This window comes from Lactiplantibacillus sp. 3062, from assembly GCF_055413545.1.
Genome location: NZ_JBVAYE010000002.1, coordinates 460,680 through 481,693 on the forward strand (window position 1 = coordinate 460,680; position 21,014 = coordinate 481,693).

Sequence of the window (21,014 nt, forward strand, 5' to 3'; positions counted from 1 at the left end):
AGTACAACATGTTATTTTAACATGAAAACGCTGAATTTCCTACACCCCAACCAGGGTCTGCTCCTCACCCAAATCTAATTTTAGTGAATTCTCATTAAATTGCAATCTTTATGTCTCATCATCTGACGGTTCGGTTTGCGGATGTTGCTGGTGCCACTGGCGAATAGCAGCTAGGCGCTGTTGCCAGGCTTTCTCCTGTCCCTGGCTAGTCGGCTCATAGTACCGGTGCTGTTTTAACTCAGGTGGCATCGTCGTCATCGTGGTTAATTTGGCCGCTGTATCATGGGCATATTTGTAATCAGAACCATAACCTAAATCTTTCATTAATTTTGTCGGTGCGTTGCGAATCTGTAAGGGGACCGGTAAATTACCCGTCGCTTTGATATCTGCTTGCGCTGCCGATTTAGCCGCGTATAATGCATTGGACTTCGGTGCTAAGGCTAAATAAGTCACTGCTTCCGTCAAATTCACGTCACACTCAGGCATACCGATCAACTGGCACGCCTGAAAGACTGCTACCGTCAGTGGCAATGCCTGCCGGTCAGCTAGCCCAATGTCCTCACTCGCAAACCGAATCAAACGCCGAGCGATATACAGCGGATCTTCACCGCCGGCTAGCATCCGCATCAACCAGTAAATCGCCGCGTCAACATCACTATTACGCATTGATTTATGTAACGCGGAGATAATATTATAATGCTCCTCGCCATGCTTATCGTAGCGCAACGACTTAGTATTGATCAGTTGCGATAACCCGGCCGTAGTAATCGTAACGTGCTTGCCATCGCGGTCACCGTTCAAAACAGCCATTTCTAACGTATTGAGCGCCATACGAGCATCACCATTAGCAAATTCTGCGATCAATCTTAGTGTATCAGGCTGCATCGTAATCTCAATATCCGGAAACCCCTTCGGATTCTGCAAAGCGCCCTGCAAGACAGCTTCTAACGCATCAGGCGTCAATGCCTTTAAAACCAATACTTTGCACCGTGATAATAGGGCCGCGTTAATTTCAAATGAGGGATTTTCCGTCGTCGCACCAATTAACGTGATACTGCCGCGCTCAACATACGGTAAAAAGGCATCTTGTTGGGCCTTATTAAACCGGTGAATTTCATCAATAAAAACAATGGTCTTTTCACCAAAATCTCGATTAGCCTCCGCTTCATCCATGATTTGCCGAATTTCTTTAATGCCACTCGTCACCGCGCTAAACGTAATAAAGTGCGACTGGGTCTGTTGCGCAATAATTTCGGCTAGCGTGGTCTTACCGACTCCCGGTGGTCCCCAAAAAATCAGGGATGGTAACTGATCTTCTGCGATTAATTGTCGTAATAGTTTACCCGGGCCAAGTAGATGCTCTTGGCCCTTGAAATCCGCCAGCGTCACTGGCCGGACCCGGTAAGCCAACGGACTACTACTAGATTTATCCGGGTTAAATAATGATTCTTGTCGCATGGCGACCCCCACTTTCGCGTTTATTCATTACTCTCAATTTTAACGCAAACGTACGTTCTAATCCACTCAAACCAACGATCATTACCGCACAGCCACCCACAGCACAAAAAAACTGCGCCTAATCACGCGTAACGTCATTAGCCACAGTTTAGTTCATTCAAAATGATTTTATTGTTCTTCGTACCAACTGTAATGGTATAACCCTTCACGGTCAGTCCGTTCATACGTATGCGCACCAAAGTAATCCCGTTGCGCTTGCAACAAGTTAGCAGGTAACACTTCGGCCCGGTATGAGTCGTAGTATGACAATGCCGCACTAAATGATGGTACCGGTACACCAGCTTGGATTGCTAAGCTAAGCACTTCACGTGTTGATTGTTGATACTTGGCGGCGATGTCGGCAAAGTAGTCGTCCATCAATAAGTTATTTAAATCAGGCTTCTTATCAAAAGCATCCGTGATGTTTTGTAAGAATTGGGCCCGGATGATACAACCAGCACGCCAGATTTGGGCAAGTTCACCGAACTTCAAGTCCCAACCATAATGTTCAGAAGCGAAACGAAGTTGTTCGAAGCCTTGCGCATAACTCATAATCTTACTGAAGTAGAGGGCTTGACGAATCTTCTCAACCAATTCTTCCTTGGCTGGCAAGTCAACGTCAGCGGTTGGGCCAGCTAATTTCTTAGAAGCGGCAACCCGTTCGTTCTTCATCATTGAGATGTAACGCGCATAGACCGCTTCCGTAATAACGGATTGTGGCACTTGAACGTTCAAGGCATCTTCGGAACTCCACTTACCAGTTCCTTTGTTGTTCCCACGGTCTAAGATCATGTCAACGATTGGCTTAGTCTTATCCGCACCTAAATCATCCTTACGTGACAAAATGTCAGCGGTGATTTCGATCAAGTAACTGCTCAATTCGCCTTTGTTCCAGTCCGTAAAAATATCGGACATTTCATCAACGGACAAGCCCGCGACGTTGCGCATGATATTGTATGATTCATCGATTAACTCTTCATCACCGTATTCAATCCCGTTGTGGACCATCTTAACGTAGTGACCAGCACCGTTCGGGCCGATGTAAGTCACACATGGTGCACCGTCTTGAGGCGCTTTAGCAGAAATCTTTTCCAAGATTGGGGCAACTAAATCATAAGCTTCCTTTTGACCACCAGGCATCAATGAAGGGCCTTGTAAGGCACCTAATTCACCACCGGAAACACCCATACCAATAAAGTTGATTCCGGATTTATCTAAGCGGGCGTTACGCGCCATCGTGTCATTAAAGTTGGTGTTCCCACCATCAATCAAGACGTCGCCTTTATCTAATAGTGGTAATAATTCATCGATAACGGCATCGGTTGGCTTACCAGCCTTAACCATCATGATAATCCGTCGTGGCGTTTCAAGTGAAGCCACGAAGTCTTCGATCTTATAACTTGGTACTAATTGCTTGTCAGCATGGTCCTTAACGACCTTTTCAGTTTTGGCACCAGTCCGATTAAAAATCGCAACCTTGTAGCCGCGGCTTTCGATGTTCAACGCCAGGTTCTTACCCATGACGGCCATCCCAATGACACCAATTTGTGGTTTTTCATTACTCATTAGTTTATTGCCTCCCAATTTTTAATACGCAACTATCGTACCAAAAAACACGCTGTTAATAAAGTAAATGACCGCAAATTTTAAAATTAATTTCATATAATTTATCGCGGGAAGAAATTAATTTTCATAGAACCATCCAAAAAGGTTACTTGCCTTTCAAACAGCACCAACTGACAAAGTTAAAAACACCGTGCTAGGCTTACAGTAAAATAAACGGATAACCTTCATAGATCGGTTCGTGGTGTTTAGGCTAGTGTCCTCATTGTTATTATGACGTTCCGCACTTTTTTTATTCGTACATGCCCGCTGGTGGCCACTTTTACCAGAGAGACACCCTAGCACCACTAATCCTGACCAGCAGTCCAATTCAAGATGCGTAAGGAGGCCCCTAATCATGTCTATCCAACGACTGCCAGATTGGCATCAAATTGAACAACCCGTTGTTATTTCGCTTAAAACGGCCCGTCACCATCTCTGGGGCAACGTGGCCGTTTATTTGGGCTTATTTATTATCGAGCTTCTAGGGGCACGCTGGGGCCACTCACAGGCCCTACGTGCGGATGCCTTTAATAATTTATCTGGAATTTTTTCGACCGGGCTACTCATGACTGGTCTATTCATCGCCAGTCGCACGCACGATGACGATTTATTTGGCGCACCCATCGCACCCGCGGAGCAGCAGCAATTAGGACCCCGAATCCAGCAATCCCGCTTTCGTTTTGAGACGATTTTTAATTTACTAGCCGGCACCATCATGGCTGCCATTGGAATCGACATTATTATCAAAGGCGTAATGACATTCGCCACCCGTACCCCCTTCAAAAACCTCAGCAGTATCGCCGGCTTGGCCGCCGGGTTTTCCTTCGTGGTGCTACTGGTTTTATGGGCCTTCAATCATTATTGGAGTCGCAAACTTAACAATGCTGCCCTGACCGCAGCGAGCCGTGATACCTTCACGGACGCGTTGACCAGTCTGACTACCGTTCTTACGATCCTTGTCACGGTCAAGCTCCACCTTCAGTGGTTCGATAACCTGATTAGTATCGGCTTAGGGCTATACATCCTCAATACTGGCACCAAAATTTTTCGAGAAAGTAGTCTGAACCTAGTTGACTATTTCGATCCTTACCTTGAAGATCGCTATCAACGGCGAATTGCTGATTTAACTAGTGTCCGCAAAGTCATTTTTCTCAAGGCTCATTATGATGGTAATCTCATCATGCTGCGAGCCACGATCGGTGTGCCACCTCGGATGACGGCGATTGAAATCACACGTCTGATCGAAACCATCAATCAAATCATGTGGCAAGAATTCGGTGTGATGGAAACGGACGTGATGATTACAACTAACTATTGATCAAATCAATGATTTACAAAATAGGCGATACGTTTAGCCGGCTGACCATTTCAAGACTAGTTGCTGACAAAATGAGGCTACTTACCGCCCCTTTTCACCAGCAACCACATGGTACTAATCGTCGTGCTCAGTTTCCAAAATATGACCTTCATAGGCATCAATCTTAATATCGACTTGCTGCTTTCCTTGATGTACCTGGACCTCCCAGTAAGTGGTGCCATTGTCCTTATCGAGCTTGAGTTCGCTAGCATAGCCACCGTTACGATCATGGATGGCAATCGCCACCGCTTTACTAGGACTGATTACCTTGTTAAGATTCAGCCGGTCACCCTCAGCGTCAGCTTGATCATCTTGATCCAGCATCTCAGACTGCTTACTGATGACCTTCCCGGTTCGGTTCGCCCATTGAGTTGTAATTCATGTTCCTGGGTGCCGCCAACGCCTTCCAGCGTGTAAACCGGTCGACCGAGTTGGTCTTCTAACTCAATACTCGTCACACTGGCGTCTGGATATTGTTGCTGAAACTTTTTGATGGCTGCGGCTAATGACACTTTCGTTTTGGCTGTCACACTTTTGGTCGAATTACTTTGGCTGCTAGTTGATTGGCTTGTCGCCTTATTTTGCGTCGACTGTCGGGTGCCACATCCAGCTAACAGAACCACGGTGAGTAGTGCTAACCCGATCCCATATTTTTTGCTCATCATCTCCATAACCCCCTTGTCGCTGCGTCAGTAACACTTATTATGAATCCGTACCCATATTTGATAGTCTTAGTATACGGAAGGGAGACGCCTCATCGCAATCAATATGCAAAGCCACTCGCTTGACCGCGCTGGCAGCTCAGTCAAACCTTATTTCAAGAAGTGCTGGTCCCAACTCAAACTTAATTGAAGACAACAAAAAAGCCCACCTAAGCGGGCTTTTTGATCGTATTATGGTAACGAAAAGTTCCATGCGCCATGGCCGCAATGCAACTTTTCACCAACTAACAATTAGTTGTTTACTTTTACGACTTGCTTGCCGTTGTAGTATCCACAACTTGGGCAAACACGGTGTGATACACGTAATTCGCCACAATTTGGGCATGGTGCCAAATTTGGTGTAGCCAATTTAATATGACCACGACGGTTGCGTTTACGCATCTTAGATGTTCTTCTTGCTGGTACAGCCATCAACCTACACCTCCTTCAAGTGAATTCACATAATGTGTGTTTTGATACGCCTAGTTAACTTAATCCTTGTCTTCCTGATCAGGGAACAGGTTTTTTAACTTAGCTAAACGCGGATCAACAGTTTTAAGTTCTGCAGCTTGCAACGCTTGGTCGTCCTCGGAGAGAACTTCCCAGCCCTTACCAGTTGGCATCGGGGCACCGTCTTGTTCAGCTTCAGAAAGAATCTGCATGGGGATGTGAATTAAAATATTATCCTCCACAGCGACATCAAAATCTAAAATATCATCTTCAGGTAAAATAATTACCGTGTCAGTTTCTTCGTCAAAACGACTCAGATCGGTTCCCTGAGGAACATAATATTCCGTCATTTGAAAAGCCAATGGGACATCCACTGGCGTCAGCGAGCGACTAGACGGCAATGTTAACATTGCGTCAATCTTCGCCGTGATTAACACATTATCCTTATCATAACTCGCTAATCCAGTTGCGTGAACTGACTTAACATCGATAATTTCTGGATAACGGCTCATCAAGGAGTGTTTTAAATCCAATGCTTCATCAAACTGAAGTGGCGTTTCACGGTATGTTTTAAGCTGTGAAAGTGACCATTTCATTTAAAAACCTCCTAATGCAACGTGATAAATTATACCTGTGTAAAAATCCTTTGTCAATGTTTTTTCCTTGACAGTCCAAAATGCCCGTCATTAGACCTAACCATATCAAGAAAGCCCGCCGCGGTCAACCAATTGTTACCGGTAACCGCCATGGTTGTCGATATAAATCTTGCGATTGCCCATTAATTAATTGATAGACGCGCCCCGCCCGATAATCGAGATTCAGAGCATGCTGGCGTAAGTCTTGATTGATTTTCGTATACAGCGGCAACGGGAGCTGTTTCTTCACTTGATGCAAATAAGCCTGCCCCTTAGGTGTGAAGCCTAAGACGCGCAGATAATTATGTGCCTGTGCTTTCTGGACTTCTGCCTGAGTAAGTTGTAGTAGTGCGGCTGTCGCCACCCGCTGCAATCGTGTATACGTATAGCGTTTTGACTTGACCTGATGAATAAAGTCATCAAAAGTCGTGGCGTGTTGGGCCATCGCCTGCATCCGGTATTCCAAGCCTTCCGCCATCTGATCATACTGTCCACTACGGGCAACGTCAACGGTCAGCAATTGATACTGTAAAAACGGCCAAAAGTCGCTCCAGCGCTGCAGTCGTTGCGTAGTCAGCGCCGTGAACGTGTCGGCCGGGACAACTGGTTTCAGCGCCGCCCAATCCTGTGCAAGTGCCGCTTGGCGCACCGCTGTCCCACTGGCGTAGCGACTATCGGCCGCAATTGTCGCCGTCGCGTGATCCGCTTGGCAGCGTTTGATCGGCAGTAACTGCATCGGATGTGCCAGGGCCTGATTGGCAGCGTAATAACAGAAGCTCAGCATATCATTGGCTGCCGTCAACGTCACGCCCGTGGCAGCTTGCAAGGCCGCGTTAAACTGAGTGGCAAAAGTCGCATTATAATGGGTAAAGTCGCCCTGTTGCGCCGCAATTGCCGTGGTCAACCGCTGAAAGTCTAACTCAGGATGTTCCGCACCAAAAACAACACTCGTGCAGTCCAGTGCACTGAGCAATTCAATACCGCCCCGGGCAAATAAATGGGCTGGTTGGGTCGCAAAAAACACGGGCAATTCGATCACTAGATCCGCCCCGTTTTCCAAAGCCAGCTTCGCACGTGTCCACTTGTCTAAGATGGCCGGCTCCCCGCGTTGTAGCCAATTACCGCTCATCACAACCACGACACAGTCCGCATTGGTCAACTGTTGTGCTTGCTGCAAGTGGTAGCGATGCCCATTATGCAACGGATTGTATTCAGTTATTAACCCGACTGCTTGCATTCTTGTTCCTCCTACTACTTACGACACTTGAAGAACCACCGCGTGGTCTGATCATCCGGTTGTTGGCGGCCAAAATTGGCGCTGACCGTGACATGATTAAAACCGGCTGCCTGCAGAGCTTGTTGATAATCAGCCAACACATAAGTTTGTTCTTGATGTAATTCACTGACCTCGTCGAAGGCCTGCTTATCATCATTATAAATAAAGAACGTTAAATCGTGCTCAGCACTGTGCGGCTGTTCACCGGCATAGCTTGTCCACATAAAAGCCCGATCCTCATCGCGATAATTGTACATATAACCAGGATAGACCTCATCCGTCTGATAAGGTGTAATGACGTCGAATAAAAATTCGCCGGCCGCTGTCAAATGTTGAGCCACTTGTTCAAATGCACGTTGGACTGTCGTAATATCGGGCAAATAGCAGAACGAATCAGCAAAACAGGTAACCGCATCAAAGGTCCCAATTTCAGATAAATCGAGCATATCCCCTTGTAATAGCGGTAAGGTCACGGCTGCCTCGTCCGCATGGCGCTGTGCCAGTGCTAACATGTTCTCCGACAAATCTAAACCGGTGACCTGATAGCCGGCTTGGGCTAACAACACCCCTAAGCGTCCCGTCCCACAAGCTAATTCGAGCAACTGACCATCTTGGTTAGGATACTCACGACGGACAAAATCCAGCCATTGCTGGTACATGGCTGGATCAAAAAGTTCGTCATAAAGTTCGGCAAACGTCTGATAAATCATGCGTTTACCCATTGTGCAACGTCGACGATAGGCGCATCAGACCATAATTTTTCCAAATTATAGTGTGCCCGCGCATCCTTTTGGAAGACGTGCACGATGACATCACCGGCATCGATCAAGACCCATTCGCCCGCAGTCCGACCTTCGACGCTCTTAACGTCCGAACCGGCCTTGCGCACAAAGTCCACGATATTATCAGCAATCGCTTGAACTTGGCGCTTGGAATCCGCGGATAAGATGACAAAATAGTCCGCCATCAAACTGACTTCCGCAACGTCTAAGGCTACGATATCGTCGGCACGCTTATCGTCAGCGGCCTCAACAGTTAATTGTAAAAGTTCCTTGCTATCCATAAAACTCTCCCTTAAATTTAATTGGCAAATTGAGGGGCCACACCACCGACCCACGCGTTATAGGTTGCTAACGTTTGTGGGTAGACTGGCGCACCCTTCTGAATCAGATAATCTAGTGTATGTTGAATCTGGAAACGAACACCGTCAGCCAACGACTTGGCCGTCGCTTCACGAGCCGCTTCAACACCGGGGAAGTCCCGGGCTGGTTCAATAAAATCGGCCATGAAGATGATTTGGTCCAGTTTAGTCATATAAGGCGCACCGACCGTGTGTAACCGCACCGCATTCAAAATTGGCTCATTGTAGATGTGCAACTCATCTTTGATCAGTTCAGCGCCAACATAGCCATGCCAGACCCCGTTCCCATACGAAACCAGGTTGGGGTCCATGCCATGCGTCTTAATGAGCTGAATAAATGTTTGATCATCGCGTTGCTTGGCGTAGTCGTGTAATAACCCCGCAATTCCAGCTAACTCGACATCAACACCGTTGTCAGCAGCTAACTGCCGCGCAGTCTCCTCGACCCGTAAGCAGTGTTGATAGCGTTTGTCAGTCAACTGGGCGGCAACTTTTGCCATTAGCTCCTCGTGACGATATGGAACAATCGCTTCAGTATACTCAATCGTTTTGCTCATACAAATGATGCTCCTTAATATAAGCGGCCACGGCTTCCGGAACCAGATAACGGACCGAATGCCCATGGCTGATTTTTTGACGAATCTGAGTGGAACTAATATCGATCAACGGTGCGTCGACCCAAATAACCGGATATTGACTCGTCGTTGGGTACCCGGTTCGTTTGATACCAACAAAGGTGACTAATTTAACTAGCTCGTCAATGTGATACCAAGTATGCAAATAATCGACCATGTCGCCGCCAATGATGAAATAGTACTGCGTGTCCGGATGCTTAGCTTTCAAAAACTTCATCGTTTCGTAAGTATAGCTTTTGCCACCCCGCTCGATTTCCGCCGTCTCCAACCGAAATAGTGGATTATCAACAATGGCTTCTTGGACCATATTCGCACGATCTTCCACCGCAATCGTCTTCTTTTCGTCGACATGCGGTGGTTGAGCGTCCGGCATAAAGCGGACTTCATCCAAACCCAGTTGATCACCAACTTGCTGGGCCATGATCAAATGTCCCAAATGCGGTGGGTTAAACGTGCCACCTAAAATACCAACACGGCGATGCGGAATTGCCGTCACCGTTTCCGTCAGAACTTTTGTCGCTGTTTGATTAACCGTCTGCACCCGTCATTCCTCCTATAACTTAGCAACTTCCAATGAATAGTGCTGGTCTTCTTCATGACTAGCTGGCAAGTATAAGACTAACACCCGGCCAATTGTTTGAACGACCGTAATCGCGGTTTTCTGTTCAATTGCAGCTTTAACTTCAGCCGTTGTCACATCAGCATTTTGTAAAATGTTGACTTTAATTAATTCTCGCTTATCCAGCGCACCCGTTAATTGGGTCAACCATTCGTCAGTCAAGCCGTTTTTCCCGACAGCAAATAGTGGCCGCATGTGGTGGGCTTCACCACGTAAATAGTGTTTTTGTTTTCCACGTAAGTTTTCCATTAAGTTTGATTTACTCCTATAATTTTCTGTTTGATAATCGCGAATCAGATTCTACTCCGACCACAACTCATCAACGCTTGTTGATCATAGCTGGGCGCGTCAAGACTGCAACACCCTTTGGTGCCCAGGCTGCTACACGCGTATCCGCAGCCACCGTGACCCATCCGAGGCCTTCAAAGACAATATCACTGATTTCCGTCACTTTGAATTCGTGGCGAACTAGTGGTGGAAAGTCAGCGACAGCATCGCCAGTTGGGGGGGTAATCAGTTCACCCACATGCTTGGTATAAAAGTTGTCCGCATTCTCGGTCCGGGTTCGGTGCAAGGTCAAGTTATTATCAACGTAGACCGTCCCAGTTGCTTTTAACGTATCAACAATATCTAACCGTGCCACCCCACCTAAGAACAAAGTTTGACCGTTACCTAATTGGAAGCCCTTTGGTCGAATCTCGCGTTGTGGTGAGACTAACTTCAGGTCATCGCCTGATAACACGTGGGCCATCTGTTCAGGATGAATAATTCCGGGTGTATCAACCATCATATGACCATCATCCAACGGAATTTCAATCTTGTCTAACGTGGTCCCTGGGAACCGGGATGTCGTGATCAAGTCCTTCAAACCAGTATTGTTGGCAATAATCCGATTGATCAACGTTGACTTACCAACGTTCGTGACCCCTACGACATAAACATCGCGGCCACGACGATATTTTTCAATCATCGCCAAGAGCTCATCAATGGAATGCCCCTTCTTGGCACTCGTTAACGCAACGTCGACCGGTTTGATTCCCTGTGCACGAACTTGTTGATTCATCCATTCCCGCAATTTCGTCCGGCGTAACTGACGTGGCAACACGTCTTCCTTATTACCGACTAACAAAACGGGATTATCCCCAACAAAGCGCTGGAGACCAGGAATGATGCTTCCATTCAAATCAAAAATGTCGACAACGTACACAACCAGTGCGTTCGCATCTCTAATCGTGGCTAACAAATGACGAAAATCATCATCCGTTAAGCCAACCGGCACGATTTCGTTATAGTGCCGAAGCCGAAAACAACGTTGACAGTATAAATCCTGTGCGTCACTAGCTAATGATTTTTGTAACGCACTGTTCGGTGTGTAGCCGGCCGCCTTAGGATCGGTCGTTTGAATCGCCGCACCACACCCAATACAGTATAAAGTTTCTTCTGATGTTTCACTCACTTATTAAGGTCCTCCTGAAAATGCATTTCTGGATAAACATGTGCTAATCGTAATTTGATAAATCGTTCAAAGAAACGGTTTATCCGGGTATTCCACGCGTCCGTCTTCACGATTGGCTGTACTAAGATACTGGGCACGCCCGCAAGATGGGCCGCCCACATGTCGGTGATATACTGATCGCCAACCATGACCACTTCATTTTTGTGTAAGCCCAGGTCATGACGCGCCTTACTGATCCCCAGCGGTAGTGGTTTCAGTGACCGCGAAACAAATGGCAGTTCCAGGCTTTGCAGCGCCTTAACAATTCGCGCTTCGGAATTGTTCGACACCACCACTAACGGAATGCCCGCGTCTTGTAACGCGTGCAGCCACTTTTTCAGTTCCGGGGTGCCATCCGGATTGTCCCATGCGATCAACGTGTTATCAAGGTCGGTAAATACCGCCTTAATGCCCTGTGCTCGTAACTGCGCCGGTGTCACATTGTAGATTGCTGGTATCATCCAAGTTGGTTTAAATTGCTTAATCATCGTTATCCCCTTCGCTTCTCGCTGGATTTTTTGGTTATTGGCATAACCCCACTAGCCCATTTTATCATACTATTGGTGAAATACCGGACTAAATCAGGTCTGGAGCCGGATTTCACTAGGCAATTGTGCTAAATTTTAGTCATCATTATATAATAATTTGTTTTTTGAAAATAAGCAACGAAAATCCTTCCAAGTTGTCGTAACTTGATGACACCACCTGGATCAAATTTGACTAAGTTGATCGCACCCGCATTTATTTGATAGGTTGGGGCCCGAGTAAGACATTGAAAATAGCACTAAAAGTCGCCAGTAAATTCAGCGATGTTTTGCCGGTTGCCCTTTTCTCGCCAGTTTATTTGCAATGGCTAAACCACAATCTGACAATTGGCGCACTGACAATTTTGTCAAATTAGATTAACAAAGTATCCCATTAAGTGTATATTGATTAAAGATACGTTGCTTTTACTTATATCATGATACCGATATGTATATTGATTGCACATCAATGCAATCCTCATGTAAGCTTATTGGCATGGTTAAACGTTCAGATCGTTCTAAAACTGTTCATCGCAGTTAACGTTAGGCACCCTGGTGTTGTTCTATGTCGATAAACTGACAACATCAGTAATGATATAAACTATATGATCCGCACGATCACTAAACAATATGTCATCTCGGAGGTTCGTTTATGGAGAAAAAAGATGTTATGAAACAATACGTTACCGATAAATATTTTTCCAAGGGGCACTGGTGGACGAAACTTTGGCAAACCTTAGTCGCAATTATTACTTGGATCTGCGTTGCCGTACCTGTCTACTGGACTATCTCGTCAACGTTACTTGCGAATAATCCCCAGTTCATTCACGCCTGGAAATACGAAGAAGGTAAGACGCTGTTCTACTTCTTTGACCGGTTCTTTATTATTGCGTTTATCTTAATCGCCATTGTGGTCATTGTCTCCACGATTCACAATAATCACCGGGTCAAGCAGCATATCAGTAAAGAACGGCAATACAACGAAGACCAGTTAGATATTCGGAAGCGGCAACTAAATAACTTTTATACCCAGCGATTCGGGCAGGCCACTTTCCGGCAACACGTCAAGCACTACACAGTTGACCCCGAACAAAATCTCGATGTTAATGAAATCCACAGATTGTATGAGGACTAGCCAATGGAAATAATGCAAACACTTAAGCCCTTCGAAAGTATCTGGAACTTTGTTCTATTACTATTAGTCTCCTACCCAATTCTCGGTGCATTTGCCTGGTTTATCGGTGTACTCTGCTACCAGCTGATTTACCGCCATCGCCACAAAGACGATATTGAATTTCAACCGCTAACGCCTGAAGAACAACCCTTTATCACGATCATGATTCCAGCGCATAACGAAGAAGTCATGATTGAACACACAATCAACTATTTAATGAACAATTTAAATTATGAAAAATATGAAGTGCTGGTCACAGACGATGGTTCGACTGATGAGACCCCAGCTATTTTAGAACGTCTCCAGAGCGTGTACGACAACCTACGCGTGGTAACAATCAAGAAAAATCAGGGTAAGGCCCACGCGTTCAACGTCGGTGTCGGCTTTGCCTGTGGTGAATTCATTTTAAGTAATGACGCTGATTCCATTCCAGAACCCGATGCACTGTGGAAATATATGAGTTACTTCATGGGCGAAGAACACGCCAATACGGCAGCGGTCACGGCCAACATGGACGTTCAGAACCGAAGCACGATCATCGCTAAGTCGCAAACCGTAGAATTTTCAAGTATCGTTGGTGTTATCAAGCGGAGCCAAGTCAGTGCTTTAGGTAACATGTATGCCTATAGTGGTGCCAATACAATGTACCGTCGTGACGCTCTGATTGACGTCGGCTTATTCCGGCAAGATCGCGCGACCGAAGATATCAGTATTGCTTGGGATCACCAGTTGAATGGTTGGACGACCGTTTTCTCGCCAGACATTCTATTCTATATGAACGTCCCCGAGAATCTAGACGCCCTTTATCATCAACGCAAACGTTGGGCCAAAGGTGGTACCGAAGTGCTGTTGACCAACTTTAAACGGGTTGTCAGTCATCCCGGTAAGTATTTGAAGCAATGGGCTTTTATTACTGATCAAACACTGAGCATCATCTGGTCCCTATTCTTCTTCGTCTCAACACTGATCTTCCTGATTTCGCTCGTCACCTTCTTCTTTACTGGCAATTACGAGCGCGTCTATCATATGTTCTGCATGGCCTTCATCTTCGTGACCTTCGAAATGTTCGCCGGCGTCTTGCAGCTATTGTCCGCATTGATCGTTGACGACCGTGGCCGCAAGTTTAAATATCTGATTTTCATGCCACTCTACATGCTGATTTACTGGCAGGTTAACGCCCTCGCTCTGGTCACTACGCTGATTCCAGCCGTTAAAACCATCCTAGGTTACGGCAGCGGCACCTGGGTCAGCCCAGTTCGGAAGCACCACACTGAATAATCGAGAACACAAAGCGAGCCTTCAATTGAAGGCTCGCTTTTTTGTTGTGCGGGACTGTGTGGAGACGGACCCAACCTTGCATGTGCGAGAATAGGCTAGTTAGCAACGATTTGAGCGCTTACAATTTTACTATTCTTCATGTATACGAAAGTGGTGTTATAACAGCTACAATCACACGTACTAAATAGATCAAAAATCACTTTTATCCAGTTACCTGCACCCTCCTACCGCCTAATCGATGGCCGCCGACGAAGTATCAACGCTGGCTTAGTTGCCTGTGCGCGTTGGACGGTTGCTCGAGCTAGTTCATACTGTGCGTCAATAATTCGTTCAGAATCATATGGCGCAGCATCCTGAGCCACCGACAATTCGGTGCAGCCGAGAATGACGGCGTCACAATCAGCAGCATTCAATAATTGATCAATTAAGCCATGAAATTTGACCCGATCTACAAAATCACGTTGCTTGATGTCGTCATAAATTAAGGTCATCACTTGAGCTTGCTGCTGCTTATTGGGTATCACAGGAATATGTCCATTAGACCGAATAAGTTGTTGATAAAGTTGCGACTCTAGTGTTCCCGTTGTCGCTAAAATACCGATTCGTAACGGTCGCGGTTGCTGTGATCGACAGGCTGCTGTTACCGCTAAGGCCGGCATATTCAAAATTGGCACGTTAGAAAGCGCCGTCAATGCGGGAATGAAGTAATGTGCTGTGTTACACGTCATCACAATAAACATGACCCCTAATTGATTAAGTAGCTGCACATCCGCTTCCAATGATGGTAACGGGTTGGCACAGTTATGATCCAAAATATATGCGGTGCGATCTGGTATCTCAGCATCATTTAAAATGACGTAGTTTAAATAATCCTGGTCACGATGGGTAACGGTCAGCCGGTTCACGGTATGCACAAAGTCCTCCGTCGCCATTGTTCCCATCCCACCAATGATTCCAAAGCAATTTTTCATAATGGCACCCCCATTTAGCGAACGAGATTCACGGCCATGCTGCACTTCATTAAGTTGTTAATAATTATCTAACATGCACCTCCTAACAAGCAACTAATCCACAACCTATCTCAGACTTAATACGGTATCATTGCTTACTGCAAACCCATGATTATTCAAGAAATGCTGCCAAACAGTGATCTATCGGTGTACTTTTTACGTCAGACTCCCGTTTTATTAGATTAGAAAACAACTAGGCTAGTAAAGAATCACATCAATTCTTTACTAGCCTAGTTAAACAGTCACTATTAATGCGAGCAAGGCACCAAGCACAATCGCCCCTAACAAAACCGACAACAATTCCTTGAAACTCACACTATGCCCGTTCTCACATTCCTATTGACGAGGTTTTCCATTCACTGAATTATACTGTCGGCCCCACGTCTCCATAGCCACAATCACCGGTTTCAAGGTCTGACCAAATGGCGTGATCCAATACTCCGTTTTCGGTGGCACGACCGGATAAACTCGTTTTGCAATCACCCCGTCTTGAACCAATTCTTGTAACTGGCGAGCTAGCATCCGCCGCGAACAACCCGGCAGTCGTTTTTGCAAAATGCTGAACCGGCATGTTCCTGCCGTAAATAAATGATACAAAATCACGCTCTTCCACTTGCCGGCAATAACTTGCAAGGTACTTTCAACCGGACACCCCGGCGTACAATCGTATACTTGTCGCTGCATCTAACTTCCCCTACCTTAATTAAGTGTCTTGATTGTAGCACAACTTTGCCGTCAGACCGGACTAATAGGCGTGACAAATATGTCCCTATGTGGCAAATAATTCACGTCTTGTTTATTCCTCACTGGTAACCTATAGTAATGTCATGAAAGGGGTTTGATTAATAATGCATGCAATTGGTTTTACCGACCACTTACCTATTGAAGATCCTGCTAGTCTACGAGACGTGACGATTTCAAAACCTAGCGCTCAAGGTCATGACTTACTTGTTCAAGTTCAAGCCGTCGCTGTCAATCCTGTTGACGTTAGCGTTCGTAAAACGGGGCATGAGCACCTCATGCGACCCAAGATCCTCGGTTGGGACGCCACTGGTATTGTGACCGCTGTTGGAGAAGCTGTCACCCTGTTTCAACCCGGCGACCACGTCTTTTATGCTGGCTCATTTAGACGTCCCGGCTGCGACAGTGCTTATCACCTGGTTGATGAACGCCTTGTCGGTCACGCCCCCGCGACATTAACAACCGCTGCCCGTGCGGCCATGCCACTTACTTCGCTGACCGCATACGAGGCATTATTTGAACAACTTCACATTCCTTTTGACCCAGCTAAACCTAATTCCGAAAAATGCAATCAAACCATTCTCATCATCAATGGCGCTGGTGGTGTCGGTTCAATTGCTACTCAGTTAGCAAAATTAGCGGGGCTCACAGTTATTAGTAGTGCTTCACGACCTGAAAGTATCGCTTGGACGCAGCAACACGGCGCCGATTTAGTCGTCGATCATCATCATGATTTGGTTAGTGAAGTACATGCTTTAGGTATTAAAGATGTCGATTACATCCTCGGATTAAGCGATCTTGACAGTCACTGGAATGAGATATGTACGCTCATTAAACCCGGTGGCCACATCGCATCAATTACCGAAAATCGGCGTCCAATCGACCTTAAAAAACTAACCAAGAAACGCGGGACATTTGCTTGGGAATGGATGTACTCAAAATCCTACTACCACACGGCCGACATGATTAGTCAGCACGATATCTTAGAAACCATTGCGGATTTACTTGACCGTGGCTTGCTTCAAAGCACGCTATCGCAGACACTACGGCCAATCAACGCGCTTAACTTGCGGCAGGCCCATCAACTTATCGAGCAACATCATATGATTGGCAAGGTAGTTATTGAAGGATGGAAATGAGTTGACGGGTATTACGGCTCGCGCGATAATGATCAACTTTAACTCGCCAAATACGCTGTCCTTTTCTGTCTTTTAGTGCTTACAACTGATGTTGCACTCCCCGGGATTCGTTTAATCTGTTTTCCGTATACACGGGGGGTAATTCCAAGCTATTAATCTCCCCAAGCTGACTCAATACCATCTACGAAACAATATCGCCTTTCTCATTCATCAACAAGCATGAAAACTTAAATCAATACGCCTTCAACCCATCACTCGAGCCAACGTCAAACCTATGGTATCAGACTCACTCATTTCAGCATCGTTCCCCGCTAACCTGCCAAACTTTCTTTTTCAGTTTCCAAAATATTAGTGCTATGATGATAGCATCAATTTGACTAAAACACTTAATCAGAAAGGACTTTGAAATTGGCATTTAAAACACCACTGGCTGATCAAATGCGCCCGCAATCACTGGAACAGATGGTCGGGCAACAGGATCTGTTGAAGGCAGGCCAGCCATTACGCCAGATTATTGATCAACATGTTAATATTCCCCTCATTCTGTGGGGGCCGCCGGGAACTGGCAAAACTAGTTTGGCGCAGATTATTGCGAGTCAAGACGATTATCCATTCGTGGCTTTTAATGCTTCGACCGAAAATAAGGCACAGCTGACGAAAGCCATCGCACAATACCCAGAGCAATCGTTTGTTCTATTAATTGACGAAATTCACCGAATGACTAAAACATTGCAGGATTTTTTGTTGCCCTACTTAGAGAATGGGCACGTGATGCTAATTGGCTCAACGACCGAAAATCCGATTATGTCAATCGTTCCGGCCATTCGTTCGCGCTGTCAAATTTTTGAGTTTCAACCACTGAGCGATGCAGATATCGAGATTGCTTTACGCCGTGCGATAACCGACATTTACAACCTAACCGACGATCAGGTGGACGCTAAAGCCCTCAACCTGATCGCTATTTCGGCCGAAGGGGATCTGCGAATTGCGTTAAATATCTTGGAAACGCTCCACGCTATTGACCAGAAGCAAATCACTGTTGCTGCGGTACAACACTTTGCCCAGCAACAACATTTTAGCTACGACCGGAAGGCAACTAAGCATTATGACTATCTGTCGGCTTATTCGGATTCGATGGCTGGCTCAGATACTGACGCGGCGCTCTACTACTTAACCATTTTGTTAAAAAATGATGATTTACCCTCAGTGGTCCGCCGGTTACGTGAAATTCCATACACTTATATCGGCTTAGCTAACCCGGAACAGGTCACACAAATTGTGGTCGCCGCCAACCAAGCCGAAAAGATTGGCATGCCCAAAGCAAAATATCCACTAATGTTTGCCACCATGCTGATGTGCATTTCACCCAAGTCTGGTTCGTTTGACCAATCTTGGGAAAAACTAGACCAGGACACACAAAATCCAAGCCAGCACCCCATGCCCCGTGGATTGCGCGATATGCACTACAAACACTCCGAGGAAATTACAGGTGGTGGCCTGATCGATAATCCATTCCAAATGCCACATCAGATTGCCCAACAAAACTACATGCCTAAAGGATTGGCTGGTCGTCGTTATTATTACCCTAAAGACAATGAAAATGAACGCAAACTCGGTGCACAATACCTAAAACTGCATCGCTTTATTTATAACGAAGATTATCACGAATAGACTATGGCAGACTGGCTTAACCAATCAGAAAGCACACTCGATTTTCATAAATCAGAATCGCGCACTAAATGGCTCACTTAGGCCGTTACCCACGTAAACTCCAAGCGGCATCAAAAAATGGACTCAGTCAAATGACCAAGTCCATTTTTATTTGGCAGCATCTTTTATGAATCAGTGCACGCCAGAGACCAAGTCAATTCGCGTCACACTATTATGCCAAAGTTCTTGGGCCGTATAAACATCCTTTTCGAACAACACGACAGTGCCATCCGATTCAATCCGAGCATTGGCACCCAACCATTCCCAAGATGGCATTAACCACAAATTGCGCCGCTTTCCCTTACCCTTTTTGGGTGACCACGCAGAAACATAGTCATCAATGAAATGTGTACGCATGTATCGAAACTCCCCATTATCAAACTCAATCTGCAAGATGTTGGCGCCCATCCAGACCTTAACTGCTTTAGGTAAAACTGTTGCCATGGTGACACCCCTTCTCCAAAGCTCCCAGCTAAATAATTAATCAACACATAAGCAAGCGCTTACATCGTTACTATATCACAATAATGTGTCAAATCAATCTCAAGATTCAGTAAGGACGTCAACACACCGAACCATCTTGTCCAGGAATCGTGCCCCTTAATCAAGCGTCAAAACAAAACGACCGCCACCCATACAGGATGACGGTCGTTCAAACATTAGAGCAAGCCCTAATTAAGTTTTAAATTAAGCAAGTGCCTTTTTAGCAGTGTCAACCAATGCCTTGAAAGCATCAGCATCGTTAACAGCTAAATCAGCTAACATCTTACGGTTAACGTCAACGTTAGCTAACTTTAAACCGTGCATTAATTGACTGTAGCTGATGTCGTTGATCCGGGCTGCCGCGTTGATCCGGGCAATCCAAAGACGACGGAAGTCACTCTTACGCCGGCGACGATCGCGGAAGGCGTATAGGTATGACTTCATTACTTGGTCCTTAGCAACCTTAAATTGGATGTGCTTAGCACCACGGTAACCTTTAGCTAATTTTAAAATCCGTTTGCGACGTTTACGTGTTACAGTTCCACCTTTTACTCGAGCCATGTTATTTCCTCCTAGATTTAACTAAAACGTTGTGAATTATTTTTGTAATAACTTGTGGTATGTCTTGACCATTGGCTTTTCGATAATAGCCGTACCACGTAATTGGCGACGTTGTTTCTTAGTCTTACCATGGAAACGATGACTAGTAAAAGCGTTGGCACTCTTAATCTTACCCTTAGCAGTTACCTTGAAACGCTTTGCAGCAGCGCGGTTTGTCTTTTGTTTTGGCATAATCAATAATCCTCCTAGAAATTACTTATCTGTTTTTGGTGCTAGTACTAGGAACATACTCCGACCATCCATCTTAGGATAGGCTTCGACCGTAGAAAATTCCTTAGTAGCTTCAATCATTCGATTTAAGACTTGGCGACCAATATCCTTATGGGTAATAGCGCGGCCCTTAAACCGGATGGAGACGCGAACCTTGTCACCTTTTGACAAGAACTTTTCAGCATGTTTCAGCTTCGTGTTAAAGTCATTGGTGTCGATAGCTGGGCTCAAGCGGACCTCTTTGATGCTGACCACTTTTTGCTTCTTACGGGCTTCCCGATCCTTCTTTTGTTGCTCGAAACGGTACTTCCCATAATCCATAATTCTGGCCACGGGTGGTTTCGCTTTCGGCGCAACCAATACTAGATCTAAACTAGCGTCTTCAGCAATCTGCATTGCTTCTTGTCGTGACTTGACACCTAATTGTTCACCATCGCTGGCGATCAAACGTACTTCGCGAGCACGGATGCCGTCATTAACCATTGAATCTTTAGCTATGGTAATTCACCTCCGAAATATTTTAGAGAAATTCACAAAAAGAGCGGGCGCATAGTACGCCCGCTCAACCCCGTTAATGGGAATCAATTCATCGTTCATCTGCCCGATGACTCTGGTCACCAAGGCGAGAAGCGGGTGCTTCTGCTTTTTTTCTCAACTCCAATATATTAACAAGAACCACGGCCCTTGTCAACCCATCAATCAATATTGATGCC

Annotated in this window: 25 protein-coding genes and 1 other annotated feature; of the genes, 5 read left to right on the forward strand and 20 right to left on the reverse strand. The window is 45.8% G+C overall.

Annotated elements, in window-relative coordinates; genetic code table 11:
• Positions 1-108 precede the first annotated feature (108 nt).
• Together ACWQAU_RS05200 and gndA are read right to left on the reverse strand one after the other, a co-directional pair.
• A complete protein-coding gene (locus ACWQAU_RS05200) occupies positions 109-1,458 on the reverse strand; it encodes a replication-associated recombination protein A (protein ID WP_027822053.1) in 1,350 nt (449 codons plus the stop codon).
• A 168-nt stretch (positions 1,459-1,626) separates the two neighbouring features.
• The gene (gndA, locus tag ACWQAU_RS05205; RefSeq protein ID WP_003645183.1) at positions 1,627-3,063 is read right to left on the reverse strand and encodes an NADP-dependent phosphogluconate dehydrogenase; all 1,437 of its coding nucleotides are present in this window, start codon (positions 3,061-3,063) and stop codon (positions 1,627-1,629) included.
• Between the two features lie 394 nt (positions 3,064-3,457).
• On the opposite strand from gndA, the gene ACWQAU_RS05210 reads away from it, so the two are divergent.
• A complete protein-coding gene (locus ACWQAU_RS05210) occupies positions 3,458-4,420 on the forward strand; it encodes a cation diffusion facilitator family transporter (protein ID WP_015380252.1) in 963 nt (320 codons plus the stop codon).
• A gap of 114 nt (positions 4,421-4,534) precedes the next feature.
• Here the strand turns inward: ACWQAU_RS05210 and ACWQAU_RS05215 are convergent, their stop codons facing one another.
• From ACWQAU_RS05215 to ACWQAU_RS05270, 12 genes are all read right to left on the reverse strand, one after another.
• A complete protein-coding gene (locus ACWQAU_RS05215; protein WP_228403018.1) occupies positions 4,535-4,783 on the reverse strand; it encodes a PepSY domain-containing protein in 249 nt (82 codons plus the stop codon).
• Positions 4,738-5,124 (reverse strand): PepSY domain-containing protein, encoded by a 387-nt coding sequence (locus ACWQAU_RS05220; RefSeq protein WP_228403020.1) that lies wholly within the window; start codon positions 5,122-5,124, stop codon positions 4,738-4,740. The genes ACWQAU_RS05215 and ACWQAU_RS05220 overlap by 46 nt, the downstream gene beginning before the upstream one ends.
• A 288-nt stretch (positions 5,125-5,412) precedes the next feature.
• Positions 5,413-5,592, reverse strand: coding sequence for a 50S ribosomal protein L32 (gene rpmF / locus ACWQAU_RS05225; protein ID WP_003638547.1), 180 nt, complete (start codon positions 5,590-5,592; stop codon positions 5,413-5,415).
• A 59-nt stretch (positions 5,593-5,651) separates the two neighbouring features.
• Positions 5,652-6,206: a YceD family protein gene (locus tag ACWQAU_RS05230; protein ID WP_003640295.1), complete on the reverse strand. Its 555-nt coding sequence runs from the start codon at positions 6,204-6,206 to the stop codon at positions 5,652-5,654.
• 124 nt (positions 6,207-6,330) lie between these two features.
• Complete coding sequence (locus tag ACWQAU_RS05235) at positions 6,331-7,482, reverse strand: nucleotidyltransferase (RefSeq protein ID WP_027822054.1); 1,152 nt, start codon at positions 7,480-7,482, stop codon at positions 6,331-6,333.
• Positions 7,483-7,496: 14 nt separating this feature from the next.
• Complete coding sequence (locus tag ACWQAU_RS05240; RefSeq protein ID WP_027822055.1) at positions 7,497-8,231, reverse strand: class I SAM-dependent DNA methyltransferase; 735 nt, start codon at positions 8,229-8,231, stop codon at positions 7,497-7,499.
• Entirely contained in the window at positions 8,228-8,584 is a 357-nt protein-coding gene (rsfS, locus tag ACWQAU_RS05245) for a ribosome silencing factor (RefSeq protein WP_003645187.1), read from the reverse strand. The genes ACWQAU_RS05240 and rsfS overlap by 4 nt, the downstream gene beginning before the upstream one ends.
• 17 nt (positions 8,585-8,601) lie before the next feature.
• Complete coding sequence (gene yqeK / locus ACWQAU_RS05250) at positions 8,602-9,219, reverse strand: bis(5'-nucleosyl)-tetraphosphatase (symmetrical) YqeK (RefSeq protein ID WP_003640291.1); 618 nt, start codon at positions 9,217-9,219, stop codon at positions 8,602-8,604.
• Positions 9,203-9,838, reverse strand: a complete 636-nt coding sequence (locus ACWQAU_RS05255) for a nicotinate-nucleotide adenylyltransferase (protein ID WP_003640290.1) — start codon at positions 9,836-9,838, stop codon at positions 9,203-9,205. The genes yqeK and ACWQAU_RS05255 overlap by 17 nt, the downstream gene beginning before the upstream one ends.
• Before the next feature lie 12 nt (positions 9,839-9,850).
• Positions 9,851-10,165 (reverse strand): ribosome assembly RNA-binding protein YhbY, encoded by a 315-nt coding sequence (gene yhbY, locus ACWQAU_RS05260; RefSeq protein WP_003640289.1) that lies wholly within the window; start codon positions 10,163-10,165, stop codon positions 9,851-9,853.
• Between the two features lie 70 nt (positions 10,166-10,235).
• On the reverse strand, positions 10,236-11,372 hold the full coding sequence (gene yqeH / locus ACWQAU_RS05265) for a ribosome biogenesis GTPase YqeH (RefSeq protein ID WP_003640288.1): 1,137 nt from the start codon (positions 11,370-11,372) through the stop codon (positions 10,236-10,238).
• Positions 11,369-11,899 (reverse strand): YqeG family HAD IIIA-type phosphatase, encoded by a 531-nt coding sequence (locus ACWQAU_RS05270; protein WP_027822056.1) that lies wholly within the window; start codon positions 11,897-11,899, stop codon positions 11,369-11,371. Before ACWQAU_RS05270 ends, yqeH begins: the two co-directional genes overlap by 4 nt.
• Positions 11,900-12,587: 688 nt before the next feature.
• Here ACWQAU_RS05270 and ACWQAU_RS05275 point away from each other — a divergent pair.
• Both ACWQAU_RS05275 and ACWQAU_RS05280 read left to right on the forward strand, forming a co-directional pair.
• Positions 12,588-13,070, forward strand: coding sequence for a hypothetical protein (locus ACWQAU_RS05275; RefSeq protein ID WP_003645189.1), 483 nt, complete (start codon positions 12,588-12,590; stop codon positions 13,068-13,070).
• Positions 13,071-13,073: 3 nt separating this feature from the next.
• The gene (locus tag ACWQAU_RS05280) at positions 13,074-14,387 is read left to right on the forward strand and encodes a glycosyltransferase family 2 protein (RefSeq protein WP_027822057.1); all 1,314 of its coding nucleotides are present in this window, start codon (positions 13,074-13,076) and stop codon (positions 14,385-14,387) included.
• 224 nt (positions 14,388-14,611) lie between these two features.
• On the opposite strand, the gene ACWQAU_RS05285 is transcribed toward ACWQAU_RS05280, so the two are convergent.
• Both ACWQAU_RS05285 and ACWQAU_RS05290 read right to left on the reverse strand, forming a co-directional pair.
• On the reverse strand, positions 14,612-15,358 hold the full coding sequence (locus tag ACWQAU_RS05285; protein WP_003640284.1) for an aspartate/glutamate racemase family protein: 747 nt from the start codon (positions 15,356-15,358) through the stop codon (positions 14,612-14,614).
• A gap of 375 nt (positions 15,359-15,733) precedes the next feature.
• Complete coding sequence (locus tag ACWQAU_RS05290) at positions 15,734-16,081, reverse strand: winged helix-turn-helix transcriptional regulator (protein WP_027822058.1); 348 nt, start codon at positions 16,079-16,081, stop codon at positions 15,734-15,736.
• Between the two features lie 164 nt (positions 16,082-16,245).
• Between ACWQAU_RS05290 and ACWQAU_RS05295 the strand changes: the two genes are divergently transcribed.
• A complete protein-coding gene (locus ACWQAU_RS05295) occupies positions 16,246-17,277 on the forward strand; it encodes a zinc-binding alcohol dehydrogenase family protein (RefSeq protein ID WP_003644290.1) in 1,032 nt (343 codons plus the stop codon).
• Positions 17,278-17,685: 408 nt separating this feature from the next.
• The gene (locus tag ACWQAU_RS05300) at positions 17,686-18,948 is read left to right on the forward strand and encodes a replication-associated recombination protein A (RefSeq protein ID WP_027822059.1); all 1,263 of its coding nucleotides are present in this window, start codon (positions 17,686-17,688) and stop codon (positions 18,946-18,948) included.
• 171 nt (positions 18,949-19,119) lie between these two features.
• Here ACWQAU_RS05300 and ACWQAU_RS05305 read toward each other — a convergent pair whose 3' ends face one another.
• The 4 genes from ACWQAU_RS05305 to infC form a co-directional block, all read right to left on the reverse strand.
• Positions 19,120-19,431 (reverse strand): hypothetical protein, encoded by a 312-nt coding sequence (locus ACWQAU_RS05305; RefSeq protein ID WP_003645192.1) that lies wholly within the window; start codon positions 19,429-19,431, stop codon positions 19,120-19,122.
• Between the two features lie 243 nt (positions 19,432-19,674).
• Entirely contained in the window at positions 19,675-20,031 is a 357-nt protein-coding gene (rplT, locus tag ACWQAU_RS05310) for a 50S ribosomal protein L20 (RefSeq protein ID WP_003640279.1), read from the reverse strand.
• Positions 20,032-20,067: 36 nt separating this feature from the next.
• Positions 20,068-20,262, reverse strand: a complete 195-nt coding sequence (gene rpmI / locus ACWQAU_RS05315) for a 50S ribosomal protein L35 (protein ID WP_003638526.1) — start codon at positions 20,260-20,262, stop codon at positions 20,068-20,070.
• A gap of 21 nt (positions 20,263-20,283) precedes the next feature.
• Positions 20,284-20,784 (reverse strand): translation initiation factor IF-3, encoded by a 501-nt coding sequence (gene infC, locus ACWQAU_RS05320; protein ID WP_003640278.1) that lies wholly within the window; start codon positions 20,782-20,784, stop codon positions 20,284-20,286.
• A 44-nt stretch (positions 20,785-20,828) separates the two neighbouring features.
• Positions 20,829-20,952: a sequence feature (ribosomal protein L20 leader region), on the reverse strand.
• Positions 20,953-21,014 lie beyond the last annotated feature (62 nt).